This is a genomic window from Bradyrhizobium sp. 192 (assembly GCF_023100965.1).
Taxonomy (GTDB): domain Bacteria; phylum Pseudomonadota; class Alphaproteobacteria; order Rhizobiales; family Xanthobacteraceae; genus Bradyrhizobium; species Bradyrhizobium symbiodeficiens.
Map to the genome: position 1 here is coordinate 5,540,938 of NZ_CP064690.1, position 17,082 is coordinate 5,558,019.

Here is a 17,082-nt window from a genome sequence, read left to right on the forward strand (position 1 = left end):
AGGACCGGACATGACAAGCGTTTCTCTCAGACACATCGCAGCCTCCGCCTTGCTTCTCGCGCTGTCGATCCCAGCAGCGCAGGCGCAGAAGAAATACGATGTCGGCGCGTCCGACACCGCGATCAAGGTCGGCCAGACCGTGCCGCTCAGCGGCCCGGCCTCGGCCTATGCCGTGATCGGCAAGACCCAGGCCGCCTACATGAAGATGATCAACGACGAGGGCGGCGTGAACGGCCGCAAGGTCGAGCTGATCCAGTACGACGATGCCTATTCGCCGCCGAAGACCGTGGAGCAGACCCGCAAGCTGGTCGAAAGCGACGAGGTGCTGCTGACGTTCCAGATCATCGGCACCGCGCCGAATGTCGCCGTGCAGAAATATCTCAACGCCAAGAAGATCCCGCAGCTGTTCGCGGCGACCGGCGCGGCGCGCTTCACCGATCCCAAGAACTTTCCCTGGACCATGGGCTTCAACCCCTCCTACCTCGTCGAGGGCCGGATCTACGCGCAATATTTGCTGAAGAACCATCCGAACGCCAAGATCGGCGTGCTCTACCAGAACGACGACCTCGGCAAGGATTATCTCGCCGGCCTCAAGGTTGGCCTCGGCGACAAGGCGGGGAAGATGATCGTGGCCGAGACGTCCTACGAGATCACCGAGCCGACCATCGACTCGCAGATCCTGCGGCTGAAGGATGCCGGCGCCGACGTGCTGTTCAGCGCCACGACGCCGAAGCAGGCGGCGCAGGCGATCAAGAAGGTCGCCGAGATCGGCTGGAAGCCGCTGCACATCATCGACATCAACGCCTCCTCGGTCAGCGCCGTGCTGAAGCCGGCGGGCCTGGAGAATTCCAAGGGCGTCGTCAGCGTCGGCTACGTCAAGGATGCCGCCGATCCCGAATGGAAGGACGATGCCGGCATGAAGCGCTACCTCGCCTTCATGGCGAAATACTACCCCGAGGGCGACAAGGATTCGAACCTGAACGTCTACGGGTACATCACGGCCCAGCTCCTGGTGCAGGTGCTGAAGCAATGCGGCGACGATCTGACCCGCGACAACGTGATGCGGCAGGCCGCCAACCTCAAGAACGTCGTACTCGACCTGACACTGCCGGGAATCTCCGTCACGACCTCGCCGACCGACTACCGCGTCAACAAGCAATTCCAGATGGTGCAGTTCGATGGCCAGCGCTGGCAGAAGCTCGGCGACATCGTGACCGACGAAGCCAGGGAGTGATGCGGCGCGAGGCCTAATTCCGCTGCGGCGCTCATCGCCCTCTCGCGAGGCGGCTGCCGCTGCGGATGTCGCCGTCGCGTTGATCGACATGGCGCTGATATTCGGAGATGGCTTGGTTGGCCATGCGGATCCGGTTCGTGTGCCCCTGCTCGACCATCGCGCTGATGCGTTGCGCCAGGAACACACAAGTCTCGAACTCCTCGCCGACGGCACCCGTGCGCAGCAGGAAATCCCAGGCGATCTCGTAGGCCTGTTCGGCGGCGGGGTTGCGGTAATCGCTGAAGATGATGTGCGTCATCATCGGTAAAGCCGGAGCAGCGCGATCGTTCCTTTTACGAGCGCCTTGCCGCACCGGGACATAAGAAACCACCGGCCGCCCTGGCGTGCCGGTGGTCCGTGTTGACAAGGATTGCGTGGCTATGCCGCCTGGCGCTGATGCGACAGGAACACCGGAAGCGCCTTGTTCGCCGCGCTCGGTATGGGTGATGCCGCCACTGCCGCGCTCAAACGGCACCACACTGCAGCGCTAAAGCGGAATTGGCTTCAAGTGTGCGAAGGCGGTCCCGGTCGCCGGGACCGCCCGGCTCCTCAACGCTTCATGCCCGCTACATAGGCCGCCAGCTTGTCCAGCGTCTGATAGCCGTATTCGACGGCGCCGAAGCCGATCATGCCGTCGCGTTGCGCGGTGCTCGATGCCAGCTGGCGCATCATCAGCACGGTCTTGCCGTTGCTCTGCTCGGCAAAGGTGACGGTGAAGCGGAACATGCCGGGATCCTCGTCCTGGTCGACGCCGTGATCCATCTCCATCAGCGACGGCCGCTCGATGCGGCGGAAGCGCATGCGGTTCGGATAGACCGTGCCGTCGGGGCCGATCATGTTGAAGCGCCAGACGCCGCCGACGCGGACGTCGATCTCGAAGGTCTCGACCTTGAACCCCTTCGGCCCGAACCATTGCGGCAGATGCTTCGGGTCGGACCAGGCCTCGAACACCAGATCGCGCGGCGCGTCGATCACGCGCGACATCACGATCTCGCGGTCGAGCGACCATTGCGCCAGAGCGGGATTGGCAGAACTCGTCATCATCAAGAACCTTTCCGTTTGGTTGTACGGGACGGCCGCCTGGCGGCCGCCCTCTCCTTCTCTTTCTTGAGCTTCATCACATAGGCCTCGAACCGGTCGAGCCGCGCCTCCCAGATCGCGCGCTGCTGCTGGAACCAGTCCTCCGCGCCGAGCAGCGCATCCGGGCTGAGGCGGCAGGTGCGCACGCGGCCGGATTTCTCCGACAGCAGGAGCCCGCTCGTCTCCAGCACATGGATGTGTTTCATGAAGCTCGGCAGCGCCATGTCGAAGGGATCGGCGAGCTCGCCGACGGAGGCCTCGCCGCCACACAGCCGCATCACGATCGCCCGCCGCGTCGGATCGGCAAGCGCTGCGAAAACCTGGTCGAGGCGGGACAATTGGTTAGCCATGAAGCTAACTATAGACCCGTCGTGCACCCGCGTCAATAATTGTTAGCCGGCCAGCTAAGTGAATTCCGGATAGTGCATAATTCCAAGCTCCGAGTCTGCCAGCTTGGACCATAGGCTCTGGCCTCCACAACGGTCGCGGCTTGTCATTCCAGCGTGCGTTTTGTGAGCTGAACCAAGAAAGCCAGGCGCCTTAGTTTGGCTTGTCAAGCTGCCGCTTGATCTCCCCGATTAACGCTCCCAGATTCCGGTCCTCCGGCGTAATGATTGCGAGCCTTTTGGCGTAGCCCAGTGCCGCCTTCGCATCGCCTGTCGCGCGGTTGAACGAAACCAGAGCCGACAGCACATCCCTATCATTGGGATGGCGTTCCAGAGCTTCCTTTGGGACCTTCATTGCCTCGTCGGCACGCCCGCCGGAATGCAGTGCCACGGCGTAGACATAGGCGTAGCGCGAGCGATCAGGCTCTAATTCGGTTGCTCTCCGCAACTCGGCGAACGCCTCGTCGGGTCGTCTCATCCGGGTCAAGGTCAGGCCGAGCGCGTGATGCGCCGCCGCGTCGGCTGATGATGCCGCAATAGCCTTGCGGAGAACGCTTTCGCCGTCGCCGTCGCGGCCAGTTTGGCGATAGAGGTCGGCCAGATTGATCGCTGCGGTCGCGTATTGCGGGCTGAGTTTCAGCGCCGCCTTGTACTCGGCTTCGGCATCGGCGGTCTGCCCCCGTTGAGATTCTCGTTCCGCAGGTCAGAGCAGCGGCCCCTACCGAAGCGGTTCAACCTTCGCAGCCATATCGGGCGCACGGCTCACCCGATAATTCGCGTTATTGCATTTGAGGACCCAGACGGCATGATCGGGTTTGGAGCGCCTTGCGTCTCGCGTCGCTCCGAGCGACTTCTCGCAGACAAAGCCTTGCGACCGGATTTGCGCGGCGAGCATGCTTCGCACGGTCTCGCCGTCACCCTGCGCGCAAACTGCGCCGGGAGCCAGGACGGCGGCCAGCATGAGTGCCGGGATGCCCGTCGGACGACCGATTTTCATGATTTCCTCCAAATGCGGCATCGAGTGAGAAGGGGCTCCGAAGCGCCCCTTCCGAGCCGTTACGCGATGCATCACTGCAAGCACGTTTTTACGAACTGGATACGTTCAATCGGACCGAGCTTTTTCGCATCAGCCTGCTTGCGGCAATCCTCTCTCTTGTCGAACCGCGCTTCCAGTTTCTGCACGACGGTCAGGTCTTCCGAGACCGGACCGTCCGCCGCGGCCCTCATTGCGCCCTCGAACTTCTTGATGTCCTCCGGAGACAATTTCGGCCGATCGAGCTTGAGCGTGAGCTTGTTCAGCTTCGCAGTCAGCGCGAACGGCGGCTTGTAGTCGGCGTCGTTGACGCCCGTCAGCGTGTCGGAACCGATATCGAAGCTCTCGTCCCATTGAAGGATCATGGGCAGGGTCTTTTCCATCTTCTTGGTGTCGACAACCTTGCCGTCCACCTTCAGAGTGCCGGTGCCGGAGGCGCCGACGCCGGAGAAATTGTTGAACGCCAGCGTGCCCGGGCCCAATCCGTCGTATTTGAACTCGAACTCGACCATGTGCTTGCCCGGCGCAAGCGTGTCCGCGCCTTCCCATTTGACGCGCTTGAGATCGACCAGATTCCACAACCAGACCGGCTTGCCGTTGAGCAGGTAAAAGCCGTAACCACCGAAACGTCCTCCCGAGGTAAGGATCATTCCCTCTGCACCAGCTTGCGGCACCTCGATATCGGCCGTTACCGTGTAGGATGTGTTGAGCAACAGCGGCGAGTCGCCCTGCGGCAGGCCGACCATCGGCTGGGTGTACACGAACTCCGTACGCCCCGCGGTGATGTTTGGTCGCGGCGCAACGATGCGTGCCGCGACCGACGCGTCCATCGGGAATACCTGGTACTTCTTCGCCTCACCGAGGAACTGAGCCCTCATCTCCTTGACCTTGTCCGCGTTCTTGGCGGCAATGTCGGTGGATTGACTGAAGTCGGCGTTCAAATTGTAGAGTTGGAACACCTGGTTGTTCAGCGGATCCGGATTGGCTGGACCGAACGCTTCCCATGGTGCTCGATTGACCTTGGTGCTGAGCATCCAGCCATCCTTGTAGAGCGCCCATTGGCCCATCATTTCGAAATACTGGGTCGAATGGCGCGACGCCACCTTGGCATTCTTCGCATCGAAGGTGTAGATGAAGCTGGTGCCCTCGATCGGCTTTTGCTTGATGCCGTCGACGACTTCGGGCGCATTGATGCCCGCCGCTTCGAGAATGGTCGGCACGACGTCGATGACGTGCACGAACTGTTCGCGCAAACCGCCCTTGTCCTTGATGCGCGCAGGCCACGACACCACCATGTTCTGATTGATGCCGCCGAGCCTCGAGGCATTCTGCTTGAACCAGTCGAACGGTGTGTCGAACGCCCACGACCAGCCGGCCGACATGTGGTTGTAGGTCTGCTCCGTTCCCCAGACGTCGTACCACTTCAGCTGGACTTCGGCGGACAATTTGTTGAGCCCGTTGAAGAACGCAACCTCGTTCGGCGTGCCCATAGGTCCGCCCTCGGCGCTGGTGCCATTGTCGCCGTTGATATAGATGATGAGCGTGTTTTCGAGCTTTCCCAGGTCCTGGAAGGACTGGATGACGCGACCGATCTCGTGATCGTTGTAGGCCGAGTAAGCGGCGAATACCTCAACCTGACGAATAAACAGCTTCTTTTCGTCGGCGCTCAGTTGGTCCCACGGCTTGAGCATGTCCGCGGGCCAGGACGCCAGCTTGGTGTCCTTCGGGATGACGCCCAACCGCTTCTGGTTCTCCAAGATGCGCTCGCGCAGCTTCTCGTAGCCATCGTCGAACAGGTGCATCGCGCCGATCTTGTCGACCCACTCCTTGGTCGGGTGGTGCGGTGCATGCGTGGCACCAGGCGCGTACTTGATCAAAATCGGCTTGTCCGGCTGGATCTGGTGCATCCGCGTCATGTAGTCGATGGCGTCGTCGGCCATCGCGGTAACCAGATTCCATGTGCCCGGCGGCTTTCCCAGGAACGGATAGATCTGGGTGGTATTGCGGAACAAGTTGGGCTGCCATTGGTTGGCATCGCCGCCGATGAAACCGTAGAAATATTCGAACCCCATGCCGGTCGGCCACTGATCGAACGGCCCGGACTGGCTGGCCGCAAAAGCCGGCACGTTGTGGTCCTTGCCGAACCACGCGGTGGCGTAACCATTATCCTTCAACATGCGGCCGATCGTGACCTTGTCGCGGTCGATGATGCTATTGTAGCCGGGGAAGCCGGTGGATTGCTCCGAGATGACCCCGAACCCGGCCGAATGATGATTGCGTCCGGTAATCAGCGCGGCGCGCGTCGGCGAGCACAACGCGGTGGAGAACATCCGATTGTAGCGCAAACCCTCATTGGCGATCCGATCCATTGTTGGCGTCGGAATCACGCCGCCAAATGTGCTCGGTACGCCAAAGCCGGAATCGTCGGTGATGATCAGCAACACGTTGGGCGCACCCTTCGGCGGGACGACACGCGGGGCCCACCAAGGCTTCGACTGCAGGGCATCATCCTTGATCTCCCCGCCGAACTTCTGGTCGGGCGGCGGAAGCTGCTTTCCATCGATCGGTCTCGTTGCGCCCGGCGAGCCCTGCGGTGACGCAACTTGTTGCGCGAATGCTGGCGCTGAAATGGAAAGTGCAAGTGCAAGCGCAGCGACCAACGATCGAGTGGTGTTCATTGCAATGCCTCCCCTGGAAAACGTCGGCCGCTGTCGCTCTATCGCTTTTCCGTAACGTTGACGCAGATCAATACTGTAGTCGATGGATCGATGGCCCGCTAGAGCCATGGTTCGACAAGCCGTGGCGACTTGGGAAAATCGAAATTCAATAGTAGATTGAATTCATTACCAGCGAACCAAGCTCCGGTTTCAACGCCGGGGCTTCGCGGGGAGCGATATGTCACTTGCTGGATGGCGCACATTCATTGCAGCGGCCGCTGCTGTTGCTTCGGTCTCGCCTCAAATCGCCCGCGCAGACGAGAGCGGCATTTCGTTCTGGCTGCCGGGCTTATTCGGCAGCCTTTCCGCGACGCCGGCCACGCCGGGCTGGTCGTTGGCTACCATCGACTATCATACGAACGTGAACGCCTCGGGCGGCGCCGCAGCGGCGCGCGAGTTCAGGTTGGAAGATTTTCCCCGACCGTGAACGTCGATCTCAACCTGTCCCTGCGCGGCCAGGCCGATCTGATGTTCATCGCACCGACCTATACCTTTGCGACGCCGGTACTCGGTGGCCAGTTGTCGGCAACGCTGGCCAGCGTCTATGGCAGAAATTCCGCGAGCATTGCCGGCACGTTGACGACCGCCGTTGGTCCGATCGTCACTACACGCAACGGATTCCTCGAGGACGCGCTCGTTTCCTACGGCGATCTCTATCCGACCCTGAAGCTGAAGTGGAATAACGGCCTTCACAATTACATGGTCTAAGGCGCCGGTGATATCCCGTCGGCGACTATAATCCGAACCGGCTGGCCAATATCGGCATCGGTCATGGCGCCATCGACTTCGGCGGCGGCTACACCTATTTGAATCCGACGTCAGGCACGGAATTCTCAGCCGTCGGTGGCCTGACCTATAATTTCAAGAACCCCGACACCTAATACCAAAGCGGCATCGATTTCCATCTGGACTGGGGCGTGTCGCAGTTTCTGTCCAAGCAGGTTTTCGTCGGCTTCGTTGGTTACGCCTATCAGCAGGTCACTGACGATTTCGGCCAGCCGGCCGTTCTCGGCAGCTTCCGCTCGCGCGTTCTCGGCGTGGGTCCGCAGATCGGGTACATTTTCCCGATCGGCAGCAATCAGGCGTTTCTCGGTCTGAAGGGCTATGGCGAATTCGACGCGGCGAACCGGCCGTCGGGCTGGAACACCTGGCTGACGTTCTCGATCTCTGAAGCCGCGCCCGCAAGCGCGGTGGCTCCGACCCGCCACAAGGTGTCGAAGTAGATAATCATCGACCTCTCGCCTGCCTCAGACCGAACGCGTCAGCCCGCCGTCGACGCGGATGTTCTGGCCGGTGATGTAGGCAGCGCCCTCGGAGGCCAGGAACGCGATCGTCGCGGCGATCTCCTCGACCTTGCCGTAGCGCTTCATCGGCACGCTGTCGCGGCGCGAATCCTGCTGCGGCAGGCTGTCGATCCAGCCCGGCAGGACGTTGTTCATGCGGATGTTGTCGGCCGCATGGGCGTCGGTGAAGATCTTGGTGAAGGCGGCGAGCCCTGCGCGAAACACCGCCGAGGTCGGGAACATCGCGCTCGGCTCGAACGCCCAGGCCGTCGAGATGTTGATGATGGCGCCAATCTTTTGCGCCTGCATGATCGGCGTCACCAGCCGGGTCGGACGGATCACGTTCAGGAGATAGGTGTCGAGGCCGGTGTGCCACTGCTCGTCGGTAATCTCGGTGATGGCCGCACGCGGCCCGTGACCGGCGCTGTTGACGAGCACGTCGATCCGTCCCCACTTGGCCATGGCGCCGTCGACGAGGCGCTTCACAGCGTCATTCTCCTTGTTGGAGCCGGTGACGCCGAGCCCGCCGAGCTCGGCCGCCAGTGCCTCTCCCTTGCCGGAGGACGACAGGATGGCGACGCGAAACCCGTCCGCCGCCAGCCGCCGCGCAGCCCCTGCCCCCATGCCGCTGCCGCCGGCGGTAACGAGCGCAACCTTCTCTGCTGCCATGACCGATCATCCCTTCAGTTGAGGCGAGCCGCAGGCTCGGCCTATCATGCGGCCTTCTACAGCCAGACCTGTCGGCAGGTCCATGGTCGAAAGCATCCGTCATGAGCAACCGAGATGAGTGATTTGCTGATCCGCAATCTGCGCCCCGAGGACATCTCCCTCGCCGTCGACTGGGCCGCGGCCGAAGGCTGGAATCCGGGCCTCTCGGATGCCGCCTGCTTTGCAATTCCCGACGCGCAAGGCTTCTTCGTCGGCGAGATCGATGGCGAGCCGATCGCGACCGTCTCCTGCGTCAATTACGATGATCGCTTCGCCTTCCTCGGCTTCTACATCGTGCGTGCAGATCTTCGCGGCTCCGGCCACGGCCTGCGCATCTGGAACGCGGCGATCGCGCATGCGGGCGCGCGGGTGATCGGGCTCGACGGCGTCGTGGCGCAGCAGGACAATTACAGGAAGTCGGGCTTCCAGCTCGCTTACGCCAACATCCGTTACGGCGGCATCGTAGCCGCGCCATTGAGGTCGCCCGCTGAAATCGTCGCGCTCGATACGATTCCGTTTGCGCTGGTGGAGGCCGACGATGCCACCGTCTTCCCGGCCCGGCGTAGCGCCTTCCTGCGCGCCTGGATCGGCACATCAGGGCATGTCGGCCGTGCGCTCGTGCGTGACGGCAGGCTCGCCGCATGGGGCGTGATCCGGCCCTGCCGGACCGGCCGCAAGATCGGCCCGCTCGTCGCCGACGATCGCGCAGCGGCGGAGGCGGTCGTTCAGGCTTTGCTGGCGAGCGCCGACGGTGGCGAAATCTTCCTCGACGTTCCCGCCGTCAATCCCGAGGCGATCGCGCTCGCGGAAGCGCTTGGCCTCAAGCCGGTGTTTGAGACGGCACGGATGTACACCGGCGCGATCCCGCCGTTGCGCATCGATCGCGTCTTCGGCGTGACCAGCTTCGAGCTCGGCTAGTTCAGTAGCAGCGCATGATGTTGACGGTATGCTCGCTGCCGCCGCGGCCGGGCACCGTCACCTGCTCCGTCGGGCAGCTCGGCACATAGGGCCGGTCGGACGGCACGACGTTCGGCGGGAAGCGATGCGACCAGTCCCAGGGGACGTCATAGGTGTAGGTGTAGCGCACGTCGGTGGAGACCGGCGGCCCGGCATCGACGAAGGGCTGGCTGTAGCCGGCGCCGTCATAGAACCCGCCGCCGCCCGGCCAGTAGACGAAGGGGTTATTCCGCCGGTGGAACCGGGCGCCCGGCCCGATCGGCGCACGCGCCATGGCGCCGGAAGGCGCAGCGGTCACCCCATGCGGCGCGCCGCCGCCGGCTCGGGCAAAACTGTCGTTGGGATGAAGGAGCAGCGCGGCTGCGCTGAGCGAGGCGAGCAAGGCCCCATGAATTTGATAGGTCATGTTACGCACCAACTCGTTTGACTTAAGCGGATCGCGGCCCCCCCGGGGCCACGCTAGGCCGGCCCGGCGCCCACCCGCAAACCTATAATTAATTATTGGTTAAGACACGGTCCTGGCGCGGGAACCGGTGCGACAAGAGCGCCCGGAATCGTCGGAAACGCGTCCCTCTTCATCACGCACACTTCATAACCAAGTGATTGGAGTTTGATCGCGTCGCCAGACGCCACCCGGAACGCTCCCGCAGTGCAACCGTTGGCTCCCGACACAAGAAGGAGCATCTCCATTGCAAAACACGTCGAAACTCCTCGGCCTCATCACCGCATCCCTCATTGCCGGTACGGCGGCAGCCTCGGCGCAGGGCTATGATTGGAACGGCCCGCGCGCCGGCTGGGACCGCACGGCGCCTGCCTATGAACCGGTTCAACCGCGCGCCTATTATCCGGATGTTGTGGGACCTTATGGCGCGCTCAACGGCACCAACCATCCGACCCCGAGCTCGACGCAGGGCGACGTCGGCCCTGACGGCAACAATAACGGCACGCTAACCGGCGCTTATCGCTGGTAAGCACCGCCCGCGATCAGGCCCACCGTTCATCACCAACGGTGGGCCTTCATGCGTCAGCGTCCTTGCTGCTTGTGCAGCCAGTCGAGCATGTCCTGCGCGTTTCCAGTGCCCTGCGTCACGATGGCAGTGTTGCCGCCGCTTCGGCGGTAGACCGTCGTACGCCCGGGTTCCTTCTCGATTCTGACCTGGGCCTGCGCGGGATCACCACTTTGCGTGATCACCGATGTGCCGTTCTCGTCCTGGACCACCGTGGTGTGACCGTCGGCAGCGCCCGCCGGCGCCGCCGCGATCACGCTCATGAGTCCTATTCCGGATGCGAGCAGGAGCAACTTCATGTCTCACCTCCATCAGCGGCCGAACTGAAAGATCGCCAGCCAGTTGAAACGCCCGAACTGTCTCACCGCTCCACTGTTCATGTCGCCGACCTGAAGCAGGAGCGCGTTGGTGGAATTGCCGATCTGGGTGATGTCGGCGGTATTGCTCACACCGGACTGGCCGATGATCGCATTGGTGGTGCCGCCCACCTGGATCACATTGGCATAGTTGCGCGTGCCGTTCTGGATGATGGTCGCATCCACCGTCCCGGTCCCGCCGATCTGGATCACCCGCGCGATGTTGATGCGGCTGCTCTCCTCGATCGTGACGGGCTGAACATTGTCGCCGAACTGCACGACCGTTTCGATGCTGACGTTCCGGTTGGTCACGCTGCGCTGGACCGAGCCGGCCGACGCCGGCGTCGCCGTGCAGGCGGCGACCAACAACGCTGCCACGGCCAGAACCCGCTTCAAGATCTCTCTGCCACGCCGCATCGCGCTTCCCCGCTGATTCCCGACGACGATGAGTTCGCTCGCGGCTTACGGGCCGGTCTGCATGATCGTCGACGCGTTAACCGTGCCGAATTGCGCCACCGTGCCGGCATTCATCGTGCCTAGCTGCGATATCAGGCTGGACGCCGACTGGCCGATCTGACCGACATAGGCGAGATTGTTCGCTCCCGTCTGCCCGATTGATGCGGAATTCGTTCCGCCGAATTGCAGGACGCCCGTGGCATTGTTGGTACCGTTCTGCGTCACGGTCGCGCTGGTGCTGCCGCCGATCATGAACACGCCCGCCATGTTGAGCTGGCTACTCTGGTTCAGCACGACCGGCGGACCGCCGATCGAGACGATGGTCCTGATGTCGGCGGTCTGGGCATCGGCCGACCCGGCGCCGACCGAGCAGAGAGCGAGCATGACGGCGCCCGCGCATCCCGAAGAATATTTCATGACATGCCTCATCACGTCGCGCCTGCCTACGGCGCCTGCTGCAGAATGGTCGAGCCATTCAGGATTCCGAGCTGGCCGACGCCGGCCGTGTTGTTCGCTCCGATCTGACCGATCAGGCTCGAATTGGAGCCACCGACCTGGCCGGCGAGCGCCATATTGATCGCCGTCGCGGTCGTGCCGCCCTGCCCGATCACCGAATTGTTGACGGTGAGAAGCGAGCCGGACTGCAACGTCGTCGCGGTATTGGTCGCGCCGAACTGCAGGGTCGTGGCGGTGTTGCTGGTGCCGCCGCTCTGCGAAATGAACGAAGTGTTGGTGGTTCCGAATTGCAGCACGCTGGCGCTGTTGCCGGCCTGTGCATCGGCAGCCGTCAGCGCACAGAGCGCCGCGGCGGTTGCAATGAAATAGGTGATCCGCATGTCATTTCCTCCGCGAGAAGAAGCGAGCCGTCGCAATTGATCGGCCGGCCGGTTGCGGTACTTCGAGAACGGTCCGGACGCACCGTGTCAGGTGCGTCCGGCCGAACGATACGTGCCTCAGTGCGCCGTCTGCGTGACGGTGCTGCCGTTGGTGCCGAACACGCTGAGCTGACCGACGCCGGCCGCGTTGTTCTGCAGCACGGCAGGCCCGAACGAGTCCTGGGTGATCCCGCTGGAGTTGTTGCCGAACGCCACCTGGCCGGTGCTCGCCGAGTTCTGCACGCCGATCTGGGTCACGGTGCTGCCATTGTTCAGCGAGGCCGAGCTGGTGCCCTGCATCGTGGTCGCGGAGTTCACGAGGCCGAGCTGGCTGGTCGATGAGCTCGAATTGGTGAAACCGTTCTGGGTGACGCTGGAGCCGTTCACGAGACCGACCTGCACCGTGGTCGAGGTGTTGGCGGCCTGCGCTGCGGAGGACAGGGCGAACAATGCAACGGAAGCAAAAAACAATTTGCGCATGGAGAATCCCTTTCTGGCAAAAGTTGTCTGACTAAGTTCGGATGCCGTCTTGGAAGAGCCCGACATCGTAGGGACAACTTTGAACCGATCCCGGCCTGCGCGACAGACTGCAGTTCATGCTAAGCGGTACGGACTAGACGTTGCGAGAAATGCCGGCACATGAAAGTTCGGGAGCAGCGCTATCCCGCACCGGCTCGCGTCGTCTCCGTTTCGCGCCCCATGCTGTCGATCAGCCGCACCACCTCGATCGGCGTGCGCAGCTCCAGCTTTCGCATCATCCTGGCGCGGTGCACCTTCGCCGTCACTTCGCTGACGCCAAGTCGCGCCGCGATCTGCTTGGCGACGAGCCCTTCGGCCATCAGCAGCATGATCTCGCGCTCTCTCGCCGTCAGCGTCTCGACGCGCCGGCGGGCTTCACGCACCGTATCTTCGCGCTCCAGCCGCCTGCGGTCGCGCTCGATGCCATGCCTGATCGCGTCGAGGATCTCCTGCTCCCGGAAGGGTTTTGGCAGAAACTCGACCGCGCCGCGCTTCATGGCCTCGACCGAGACGCGGACGTCTGAATGACCGCTGATGAAGACGATAGGGATGGGCACGCCCGTGTCGGCGAGCCGGCGCTGCAGCTCGAGGCCGGTCGGCGACGTCCCGGGAAAGCGGACGTCGAGCACGAGGCAGGATGGCCCGCCGGAAATGTTCTCCGTGAGAAACTCGTCCGTCGACGCAAACAACTTCACCTGATGACCGGTCTCCTCGCAGAGACTTCCGATCGCGGTTCGGATCTGGACTTGGTCATCAACGACCGCTGGTCTATTGCGGCGTAGGTCGCAGGGAACGCCTGGCGCGCGCCGAAGAGAGCCTTCAGGCCGTCGGCATGCTGCACCGGGCCCATCACTTCCCGCGGCAGCTCTCCGGCGGCGAACAGCAGCGCGTCGCGATTGGGCGCGCACTGATCGCCTCCCCGCTGATCGTGCTCGCTGACGAGCCGACCGGTGCGCTCGACAGCCGGACCGGCGCCGAGATCCTGGCGCTGTTCGCAGCGCTCAACCGGACTGGCCAGACCATCGTGATGATCACGCATGATCCCGGCATCGCGACGCAGTGCCGCCGCACCATCCGCCTGCATGACGGCGAGCTCGTCGCCGACGAAAAGCAGGCCACGATCCTGCCGAAGCGGAGCGCCGCGCCATGACGATGCTCCAGGGCTTTCAGATCGCGCTGCATGCCTTGCGCCTCAATCCGTTACGCAGCTTCCTCACCATGCCCGGCATCGTGATCGGCGTCGCCTCCATCGTGACCGTGTTTGCTATCGGCGCCGGCGCACAGCTGCGCCTGCAGGAACAGATCCGATCGATCGGCGCCAACGTGCTGATGATCATCCCCGGCGCGGTATACCAGGGCGGCGTGCGCCTCAAGGACGGCAGCAAGCTCACCATGACCGAGAGCGACGTGCAGGCCATCCTGGAGCAGATTCCGGAAGTACAGGCCGCGGCCGGCTCGATCGCCGGGACGGCCCAGGTCATCCACGAGGGCAAGAACTGGAACACGACGATCAACGGCACGACGACGGCCCATTTCATGGTGCGCGACTGGCAGCTCGCCGCCGGCCGTTATTTTTCCGGCCCCGAGGAGGCAGGAGCCGGCAAGGTTGTGATCCTCGGCAGCACGGTCGCCCGCGAGCTGTTCGCGGCCGGCGACGACCCGATCGGCGCCCAGATCCGGATCATGAAGGTCCCGCTCGAAGTGGTCGGCGTTCTCGATCGCAAGGATCCAGCGCAGGACGACGTCGCCTTCGTGCCGCTCACCACCGCCAAGCTGCGCTTCCTCGGCAGTGCCAGCAACATCAATCGGGATTCGGTGGCCTACATCATCGCCAAGGTGGCTGGCGATGGACAGATGGCGGGCGCGCGATCGGAGATCGAGAACCTGCTGCGCCAGCGCCACCGGGTCCCCGCCGGCCAGGAGGACGACTTCAAGGTCCAGGATCCCGCCGCCGCGATGGAAGCGCAGCAGGGTGCGATCCGCACTGTCGCGCTGCTGCTCGTCGCCATCGCCTCGGTCTCGCTGCTGGTCGGCGGCATCAGCATCATGAATGTCATGATCGTGTCGGTCACGGAACGCACGCGGGAGATCGGAATCCGCCGCGCGCTCGGAGGGCGGACGCGCGACATCCGTCTGCAGTTTCTCTGCGAGGCGCTGGTGCTCTGCCTGCTCGGCGGCGCCATCGGGGTTGCCGGCGGAGTCACGCTCTCGATGACGGTCGCCCGCATGGCGGGATGGGTGACCTCGATCGACGGTCAGGCGATCGCCCTCGCCCGCGTCTTCTCGATCGCCACCGACCTCATCTTCGGTTTCTATCCCGCACACAAGGCATCCAGGCTCAGCCCGATCGAGGCGCTTAAAACGGAATGACGACATGCTGGGGATGGCCACAATAACCCGCAGGCCACGGAGGAGTCAGCCATGAGCCGAGATCAAAACGACTCGATCACACCGACACCGCGCGAGCGTGAGCTGATGATGCTGATCGCGCGCGGGCTGCAGAACAAGAACATCGCCTACGAGCTCAAGATCTCGGAAAACACGGTCCGGGCGCATATCGGCAACATCATGCGCAAATACCGGCTTCAGAACAGAACCCAGATCGCGATCGCATTTGCCCTGCACGCCGCGCCATTGTCGCTACGCCGCGATCTCGCCAGGGCCGACCGCCATCCGCCGGCGCCGAAGCCCGCGCAGGCCCCCGCACAGAATCCAGGGGTGCAAACCGCGCCGGATTGAACGTCCGGCCACAATCCCTTGCGCTGCCCGACGGCAAAACACACAAGATGCCGGTCGACGCGCTGGGTCGAAAATATTCCACTTTACCGAAATTCGGAAAATACGCATGTATCGCCTCAACCCGGCCCAAGGAAGAGGGGCGTATCGCGATCGTCACGAACGCGGGCCGGGCGGCGGTGGACGCTGATGGCATCGGCGCGAAGGGTTTTGCAGGGCAGGCAACTGTGAGCAAGGCCATCGCGCACACGACCGGTGTGATCGGCGTACGGCAAAATCGTGTGGTCCTGGCGCCCGGGGTCTGTGCGCCAAGTCTTGTGGTGATGTATGTCGTCCAACCGGGCGCACGCGTCAGCCATCCGCAAGGCGACGGGGGCAATAGCGCAACGCTCCCCGGGGAGCAACTGTGAAGTAGCTCGGCGACCGGCCGGCCTCAAGGCTGGCGCTCGCGCGCCACCGCCTTCGGCGGCTGACGGCCTTGACCCCGTCCGCTCACCGATCTTCAGGCTGTGCATGCGCTCGGCGGAAGCCGAGCGGTGCCGCCGACTTCGTACCGCTTGGCATCCCATTTCTCGCCGCGTGCGATCATGACGTTGAGGATCACGATCAGCTTACGCATGCAGGCAGTGAGCGCAACCTTCGGCTTCTTGCCTTTGGCGATCAGGCGATCATAGAAGGCCTTGAGCACGGGATTGTGCCGTGTCGCGGCTCCCATGCACGCCATGTAGAACAGGTTGCGGACTTTGCGGCGCCCGCCCTGGATATGACGGACGCCCCGACGTTTGCCGCTGTCGTCGTCATAAGGCGCAGCACCCAGCAGTGCCGCAGCAACTTTGTCCCCGATCTGGCCGAGTTCCGGCATCGCCCCGATCAATCCGGCCGACGTGCCCCCGCCAAGACCCGGCACGCTCTCGATGATCTCGGCGAGTTCGGCAAAACGCGGCGTGGCCTTGATTAGAACTGCGATCGCTGCTTCCAACTTGGCAACTTCCAAGGTGATCTGCTTCAGCAGGCGGCCCTGCATTTTCTGCACGACGTCAGGTGTGGAATGCTCATTCCTGCTTTGCAAGCTGGTCCGCATGTCGATCAGAGCCTGGCGCGCATTCACGATCTGCACCAGTTTCTCACGTGCCGCATCGTACGTTTGGCCCTTTGCCTCGATGAAGGTCTCGGCGAACCAGGCAATCATTTCCGCATCGATTGGATCGTTCTTGGCGAGCCGTCCGGCCGATCTAGCGAAGTTGCGCACCCGCTTCGGATCCACGATCAGGGCTTCGATACCAGCCTCGCGCAGCGCTTTGGCCCATTCCCGCTCATAGCCGCCGGAAGCCTCCATGGCGGCCTTGCCGACCTTGTGCTTTCGAAGCCAGCGGATCAACGCTCGCCGCCCCTCCGGCGTGCTTGGGAACGCCTGCCGTTGTGACAATGAGCGAATGCACACATCCACCTTGTCCTTGGCCACGTCGATGCCAGCGACAACCAGACCGTCTTGTGCCATCATCCAATCCCTTCCTTGCTCGGTCCGGGCTCGAAGCCCATGCAACTGTTCGGGTTGAGGAAGACCACCGGATCTGTCCCTAGCTCCCCGACAGGCTCAAGGCCTTCGAGCACGATCGGGCTCAGATCCAGCGACGGGCGGTTTTACGAGAACCGCCCGTTCGCACATTCTGGCAGATTTTCCAGACACAAGAGCACG

Annotated in this window: 23 protein-coding genes and 2 pseudogenes; 10 read left to right on the forward strand and 15 right to left on the reverse strand. The window is 63.1% G+C overall.

The window, feature by feature from the left end:
• Positions 1-10 precede the first annotated feature (10 nt).
• The gene (locus IVB24_RS25725) at positions 11-1,234 is read left to right on the forward strand and encodes an ABC transporter substrate-binding protein (RefSeq protein ID WP_247769497.1); all 1,224 of its coding nucleotides are present in this window, start codon (positions 11-13) and stop codon (positions 1,232-1,234) included.
• Between the two features lie 31 nt (positions 1,235-1,265).
• Here the strand turns inward: IVB24_RS25725 and IVB24_RS25730 are convergent, their stop codons facing one another.
• The 6 genes from IVB24_RS25730 to IVB24_RS25755 all read right to left on the reverse strand — a co-directional run bounded on the left by IVB24_RS25730 (position 1,266) and on the right by IVB24_RS25755 (position 6,450).
• Positions 1,266-1,532, reverse strand: a complete 267-nt coding sequence (locus IVB24_RS25730) for a hypothetical protein (RefSeq protein ID WP_181956838.1) — start codon at positions 1,530-1,532, stop codon at positions 1,266-1,268.
• A gap of 290 nt (positions 1,533-1,822) precedes the next feature.
• Positions 1,823-2,314, reverse strand: a complete 492-nt coding sequence (locus IVB24_RS25735) for an SRPBCC family protein (protein ID WP_247774173.1) — start codon at positions 2,312-2,314, stop codon at positions 1,823-1,825.
• Positions 2,315-2,316: 2 nt separating this feature from the next.
• Positions 2,317-2,703 carry a metalloregulator ArsR/SmtB family transcription factor gene (locus tag IVB24_RS25740; RefSeq protein WP_094971924.1) on the reverse strand — a complete coding sequence of 129 codons (387 nt, stop codon included), beginning with the start codon at positions 2,701-2,703 and terminating at the stop codon, positions 2,317-2,319.
• A gap of 190 nt (positions 2,704-2,893) precedes the next feature.
• A complete protein-coding gene (locus tag IVB24_RS25745) occupies positions 2,894-3,379 on the reverse strand; it encodes a tetratricopeptide repeat protein (RefSeq protein ID WP_247774174.1) in 486 nt (161 codons plus the stop codon).
• A gap of 78 nt (positions 3,380-3,457) precedes the next feature.
• Entirely contained in the window at positions 3,458-3,757 is a 300-nt protein-coding gene (locus IVB24_RS25750) for a hypothetical protein (RefSeq protein ID WP_247769498.1), read from the reverse strand.
• Positions 3,758-3,807: 50 nt separating this feature from the next.
• Positions 3,808-6,450, reverse strand: coding sequence for an arylsulfatase (locus tag IVB24_RS25755; protein WP_247769499.1), 2,643 nt, complete (start codon positions 6,448-6,450; stop codon positions 3,808-3,810).
• 217 nt (positions 6,451-6,667) lie between these two features.
• Between IVB24_RS25755 and IVB24_RS40230 the strand changes: the two genes are divergently transcribed.
• The 3 genes and pseudogenes from IVB24_RS40230 to IVB24_RS40240 all read left to right on the forward strand — a co-directional run bounded on the left by IVB24_RS40230 (position 6,668) and on the right by IVB24_RS40240 (position 7,712).
• Positions 6,668-6,916 carry a hypothetical protein gene (locus IVB24_RS40230; RefSeq protein WP_346771339.1) on the forward strand — a complete coding sequence of 83 codons (249 nt, stop codon included), beginning with the start codon at positions 6,668-6,670 and terminating at the stop codon, positions 6,914-6,916.
• Entirely contained in the window at positions 6,913-7,197 is a 285-nt protein-coding gene (locus tag IVB24_RS40235; RefSeq protein ID WP_346771340.1) for a hypothetical protein, read from the forward strand. The genes IVB24_RS40230 and IVB24_RS40235 overlap by 4 nt, the downstream gene beginning before the upstream one ends.
• Positions 7,198-7,268: 71 nt before the next feature.
• Positions 7,269-7,712, forward strand: a pseudogene (locus IVB24_RS40240) (transporter).
• 24 nt (positions 7,713-7,736) lie between these two features.
• Here IVB24_RS40240 and IVB24_RS25765 read toward each other — a convergent pair.
• A complete protein-coding gene (locus IVB24_RS25765) occupies positions 7,737-8,441 on the reverse strand; it encodes an SDR family oxidoreductase (RefSeq protein WP_247769500.1) in 705 nt (234 codons plus the stop codon).
• Positions 8,442-8,555: 114 nt separating this feature from the next.
• On the opposite strand from IVB24_RS25765, the gene IVB24_RS25770 reads away from it, so the two are divergent.
• Complete coding sequence (locus IVB24_RS25770) at positions 8,556-9,398, forward strand: GNAT family N-acetyltransferase (RefSeq protein WP_247769501.1); 843 nt, start codon at positions 8,556-8,558, stop codon at positions 9,396-9,398.
• A 1-nt stretch (position 9,399) separates the two neighbouring features.
• On the opposite strand, the gene IVB24_RS25775 is transcribed toward IVB24_RS25770, so the two are convergent.
• A complete protein-coding gene (locus IVB24_RS25775) occupies positions 9,400-9,843 on the reverse strand; it encodes a hypothetical protein (protein WP_162406573.1) in 444 nt (147 codons plus the stop codon).
• 283 nt (positions 9,844-10,126) lie between these two features.
• On the opposite strand from IVB24_RS25775, the gene IVB24_RS25780 reads away from it, so the two are divergent.
• Positions 10,127-10,408 (forward strand): hypothetical protein, encoded by a 282-nt coding sequence (locus IVB24_RS25780; protein ID WP_247769502.1) that lies wholly within the window; start codon positions 10,127-10,129, stop codon positions 10,406-10,408.
• A 53-nt stretch (positions 10,409-10,461) separates the two neighbouring features.
• Here the strand turns inward: IVB24_RS25780 and IVB24_RS25785 are convergent, their stop codons facing one another.
• The 6 genes from IVB24_RS25785 to IVB24_RS25810 all read right to left on the reverse strand — a co-directional run bounded on the left by IVB24_RS25785 (position 10,462) and on the right by IVB24_RS25810 (position 13,390).
• On the reverse strand, positions 10,462-10,743 hold the full coding sequence (locus IVB24_RS25785; protein WP_094971929.1) for a hypothetical protein: 282 nt from the start codon (positions 10,741-10,743) through the stop codon (positions 10,462-10,464).
• 12 nt (positions 10,744-10,755) lie between these two features.
• Entirely contained in the window at positions 10,756-11,196 is a 441-nt protein-coding gene (locus IVB24_RS25790; RefSeq protein ID WP_276578213.1) for a curlin, read from the reverse strand.
• 66 nt (positions 11,197-11,262) lie between these two features.
• Entirely contained in the window at positions 11,263-11,673 is a 411-nt protein-coding gene (locus IVB24_RS25795; RefSeq protein WP_247769504.1) for a curlin, read from the reverse strand.
• A gap of 26 nt (positions 11,674-11,699) precedes the next feature.
• Positions 11,700-12,092 (reverse strand): curlin, encoded by a 393-nt coding sequence (locus IVB24_RS25800; RefSeq protein WP_094971932.1) that lies wholly within the window; start codon positions 12,090-12,092, stop codon positions 11,700-11,702.
• Between the two features lie 117 nt (positions 12,093-12,209).
• Positions 12,210-12,611, reverse strand: a complete 402-nt coding sequence (locus IVB24_RS25805) for a curlin subunit CsgB (protein ID WP_094971933.1) — start codon at positions 12,609-12,611, stop codon at positions 12,210-12,212.
• Between the two features lie 179 nt (positions 12,612-12,790).
• Entirely contained in the window at positions 12,791-13,390 is a 600-nt protein-coding gene (locus IVB24_RS25810) for a response regulator (RefSeq protein WP_247774175.1), read from the reverse strand.
• 20 nt (positions 13,391-13,410) lie between these two features.
• On the opposite strand from IVB24_RS25810, the pseudogene IVB24_RS25815 reads away from it, so the two are divergent.
• The 4 genes and pseudogenes from IVB24_RS25815 to IVB24_RS25830 form a co-directional block, all read left to right on the forward strand.
• A pseudogene (locus IVB24_RS25815) lies at positions 13,411-13,800 on the forward strand (ATP-binding cassette domain-containing protein); the annotation flags it as partial.
• Positions 13,797-15,020, forward strand: coding sequence for an ABC transporter permease (locus IVB24_RS25820; RefSeq protein WP_247769505.1), 1,224 nt, complete (start codon positions 13,797-13,799; stop codon positions 15,018-15,020). The pseudogene IVB24_RS25815 and the gene IVB24_RS25820, both read left to right, overlap by 4 nt.
• 51 nt (positions 15,021-15,071) lie before the next feature.
• On the forward strand, positions 15,072-15,389 hold the full coding sequence (locus IVB24_RS25825) for a LuxR C-terminal-related transcriptional regulator (RefSeq protein WP_094971938.1): 318 nt from the start codon (positions 15,072-15,074) through the stop codon (positions 15,387-15,389).
• 47 nt (positions 15,390-15,436) lie between these two features.
• Positions 15,437-15,796: a hypothetical protein gene (locus IVB24_RS25830; protein WP_247769506.1), complete on the forward strand. Its 360-nt coding sequence runs from the start codon at positions 15,437-15,439 to the stop codon at positions 15,794-15,796.
• A 92-nt stretch (positions 15,797-15,888) separates the two neighbouring features.
• Here IVB24_RS25830 and IVB24_RS25835 read toward each other — a convergent pair whose 3' ends face one another.
• Positions 15,889-16,887: an IS110 family transposase gene (locus tag IVB24_RS25835; protein ID WP_247768435.1), complete on the reverse strand. Its 999-nt coding sequence runs from the start codon at positions 16,885-16,887 to the stop codon at positions 15,889-15,891.
• Between the last annotated feature and the right edge of the window lie 195 nt (positions 16,888-17,082).

What these genes read in the sequence shown, in the direction of transcription:
- IVB24_RS25775 (WP_162406573.1), bottom strand. Translation starts at nt 9,843, where the DNA reads ATGACCTATCAAATTCATGGGGCCTTGCTCGCCTCGCTCAGCGCAGCC.
- IVB24_RS25785 (WP_094971929.1), bottom strand. Translation starts at nt 10,743, where the DNA reads ATGAAGTTGCTCCTGCTCGCATCCGGAATAGGACTCATGAGCGTGATC.
- IVB24_RS25725 (WP_247769497.1), top strand. Translation starts at nt 11, where the DNA reads ATGACAAGCGTTTCTCTCAGACACATCGCAGCCTCCGCCTTGCTTCTC.
- IVB24_RS25830 (WP_247769506.1), top strand. Translation starts at nt 15,437, where the DNA reads ATGCCGGTCGACGCGCTGGGTCGAAAATATTCCACTTTACCGAAATTC.
- IVB24_RS25835 (WP_247768435.1), bottom strand. Translation starts at nt 16,887, where the DNA reads ATGATGGCACAAGACGGTCTGGTTGTCGCTGGCATCGACGTGGCCAAG.
- IVB24_RS25730 (WP_181956838.1), bottom strand. Translation starts at nt 1,532, where the DNA reads ATGACGCACATCATCTTCAGCGATTACCGCAACCCCGCCGCCGAACAG.
- IVB24_RS25795 (WP_247769504.1), bottom strand. Translation starts at nt 11,673, where the DNA reads ATGAAATATTCTTCGGGATGCGCGGGCGCCGTCATGCTCGCTCTCTGC.
- IVB24_RS25770 (WP_247769501.1), top strand. Translation starts at nt 8,556, where the DNA reads ATGAGTGATTTGCTGATCCGCAATCTGCGCCCCGAGGACATCTCCCTC.
- IVB24_RS25740 (WP_094971924.1), bottom strand. Translation starts at nt 2,703, where the DNA reads ATGGCTAACCAATTGTCCCGCCTCGACCAGGTTTTCGCAGCGCTTGCC.
- IVB24_RS25735 (WP_247774173.1), bottom strand. Translation starts at nt 2,314, where the DNA reads ATGACGAGTTCTGCCAATCCCGCTCTGGCGCAATGGTCGCTCGACCGC.
- IVB24_RS25805 (WP_094971933.1), bottom strand. Translation starts at nt 12,611, where the DNA reads ATGCGCAAATTGTTTTTTGCTTCCGTTGCATTGTTCGCCCTGTCCTCC.
- IVB24_RS25765 (WP_247769500.1), bottom strand. Translation starts at nt 8,441, where the DNA reads ATGGCAGCAGAGAAGGTTGCGCTCGTTACCGCCGGCGGCAGCGGCATG.
- IVB24_RS25750 (WP_247769498.1), bottom strand. Translation starts at nt 3,757, where the DNA reads ATGCCGCATTTGGAGGAAATCATGAAAATCGGTCGTCCGACGGGCATC.
- IVB24_RS25820 (WP_247769505.1), top strand. Translation starts at nt 13,797, where the DNA reads ATGACGATGCTCCAGGGCTTTCAGATCGCGCTGCATGCCTTGCGCCTC.
- IVB24_RS25825 (WP_094971938.1), top strand. Translation starts at nt 15,072, where the DNA reads ATGAGCCGAGATCAAAACGACTCGATCACACCGACACCGCGCGAGCGT.
- IVB24_RS25800 (WP_094971932.1), bottom strand. Translation starts at nt 12,092, where the DNA reads ATGCGGATCACCTATTTCATTGCAACCGCCGCGGCGCTCTGTGCGCTG.
- IVB24_RS40230 (WP_346771339.1), top strand. Translation starts at nt 6,668, where the DNA reads ATGTCACTTGCTGGATGGCGCACATTCATTGCAGCGGCCGCTGCTGTT.
- IVB24_RS25755 (WP_247769499.1), bottom strand. Translation starts at nt 6,450, where the DNA reads ATGAACACCACTCGATCGTTGGTCGCTGCGCTTGCACTTGCACTTTCC.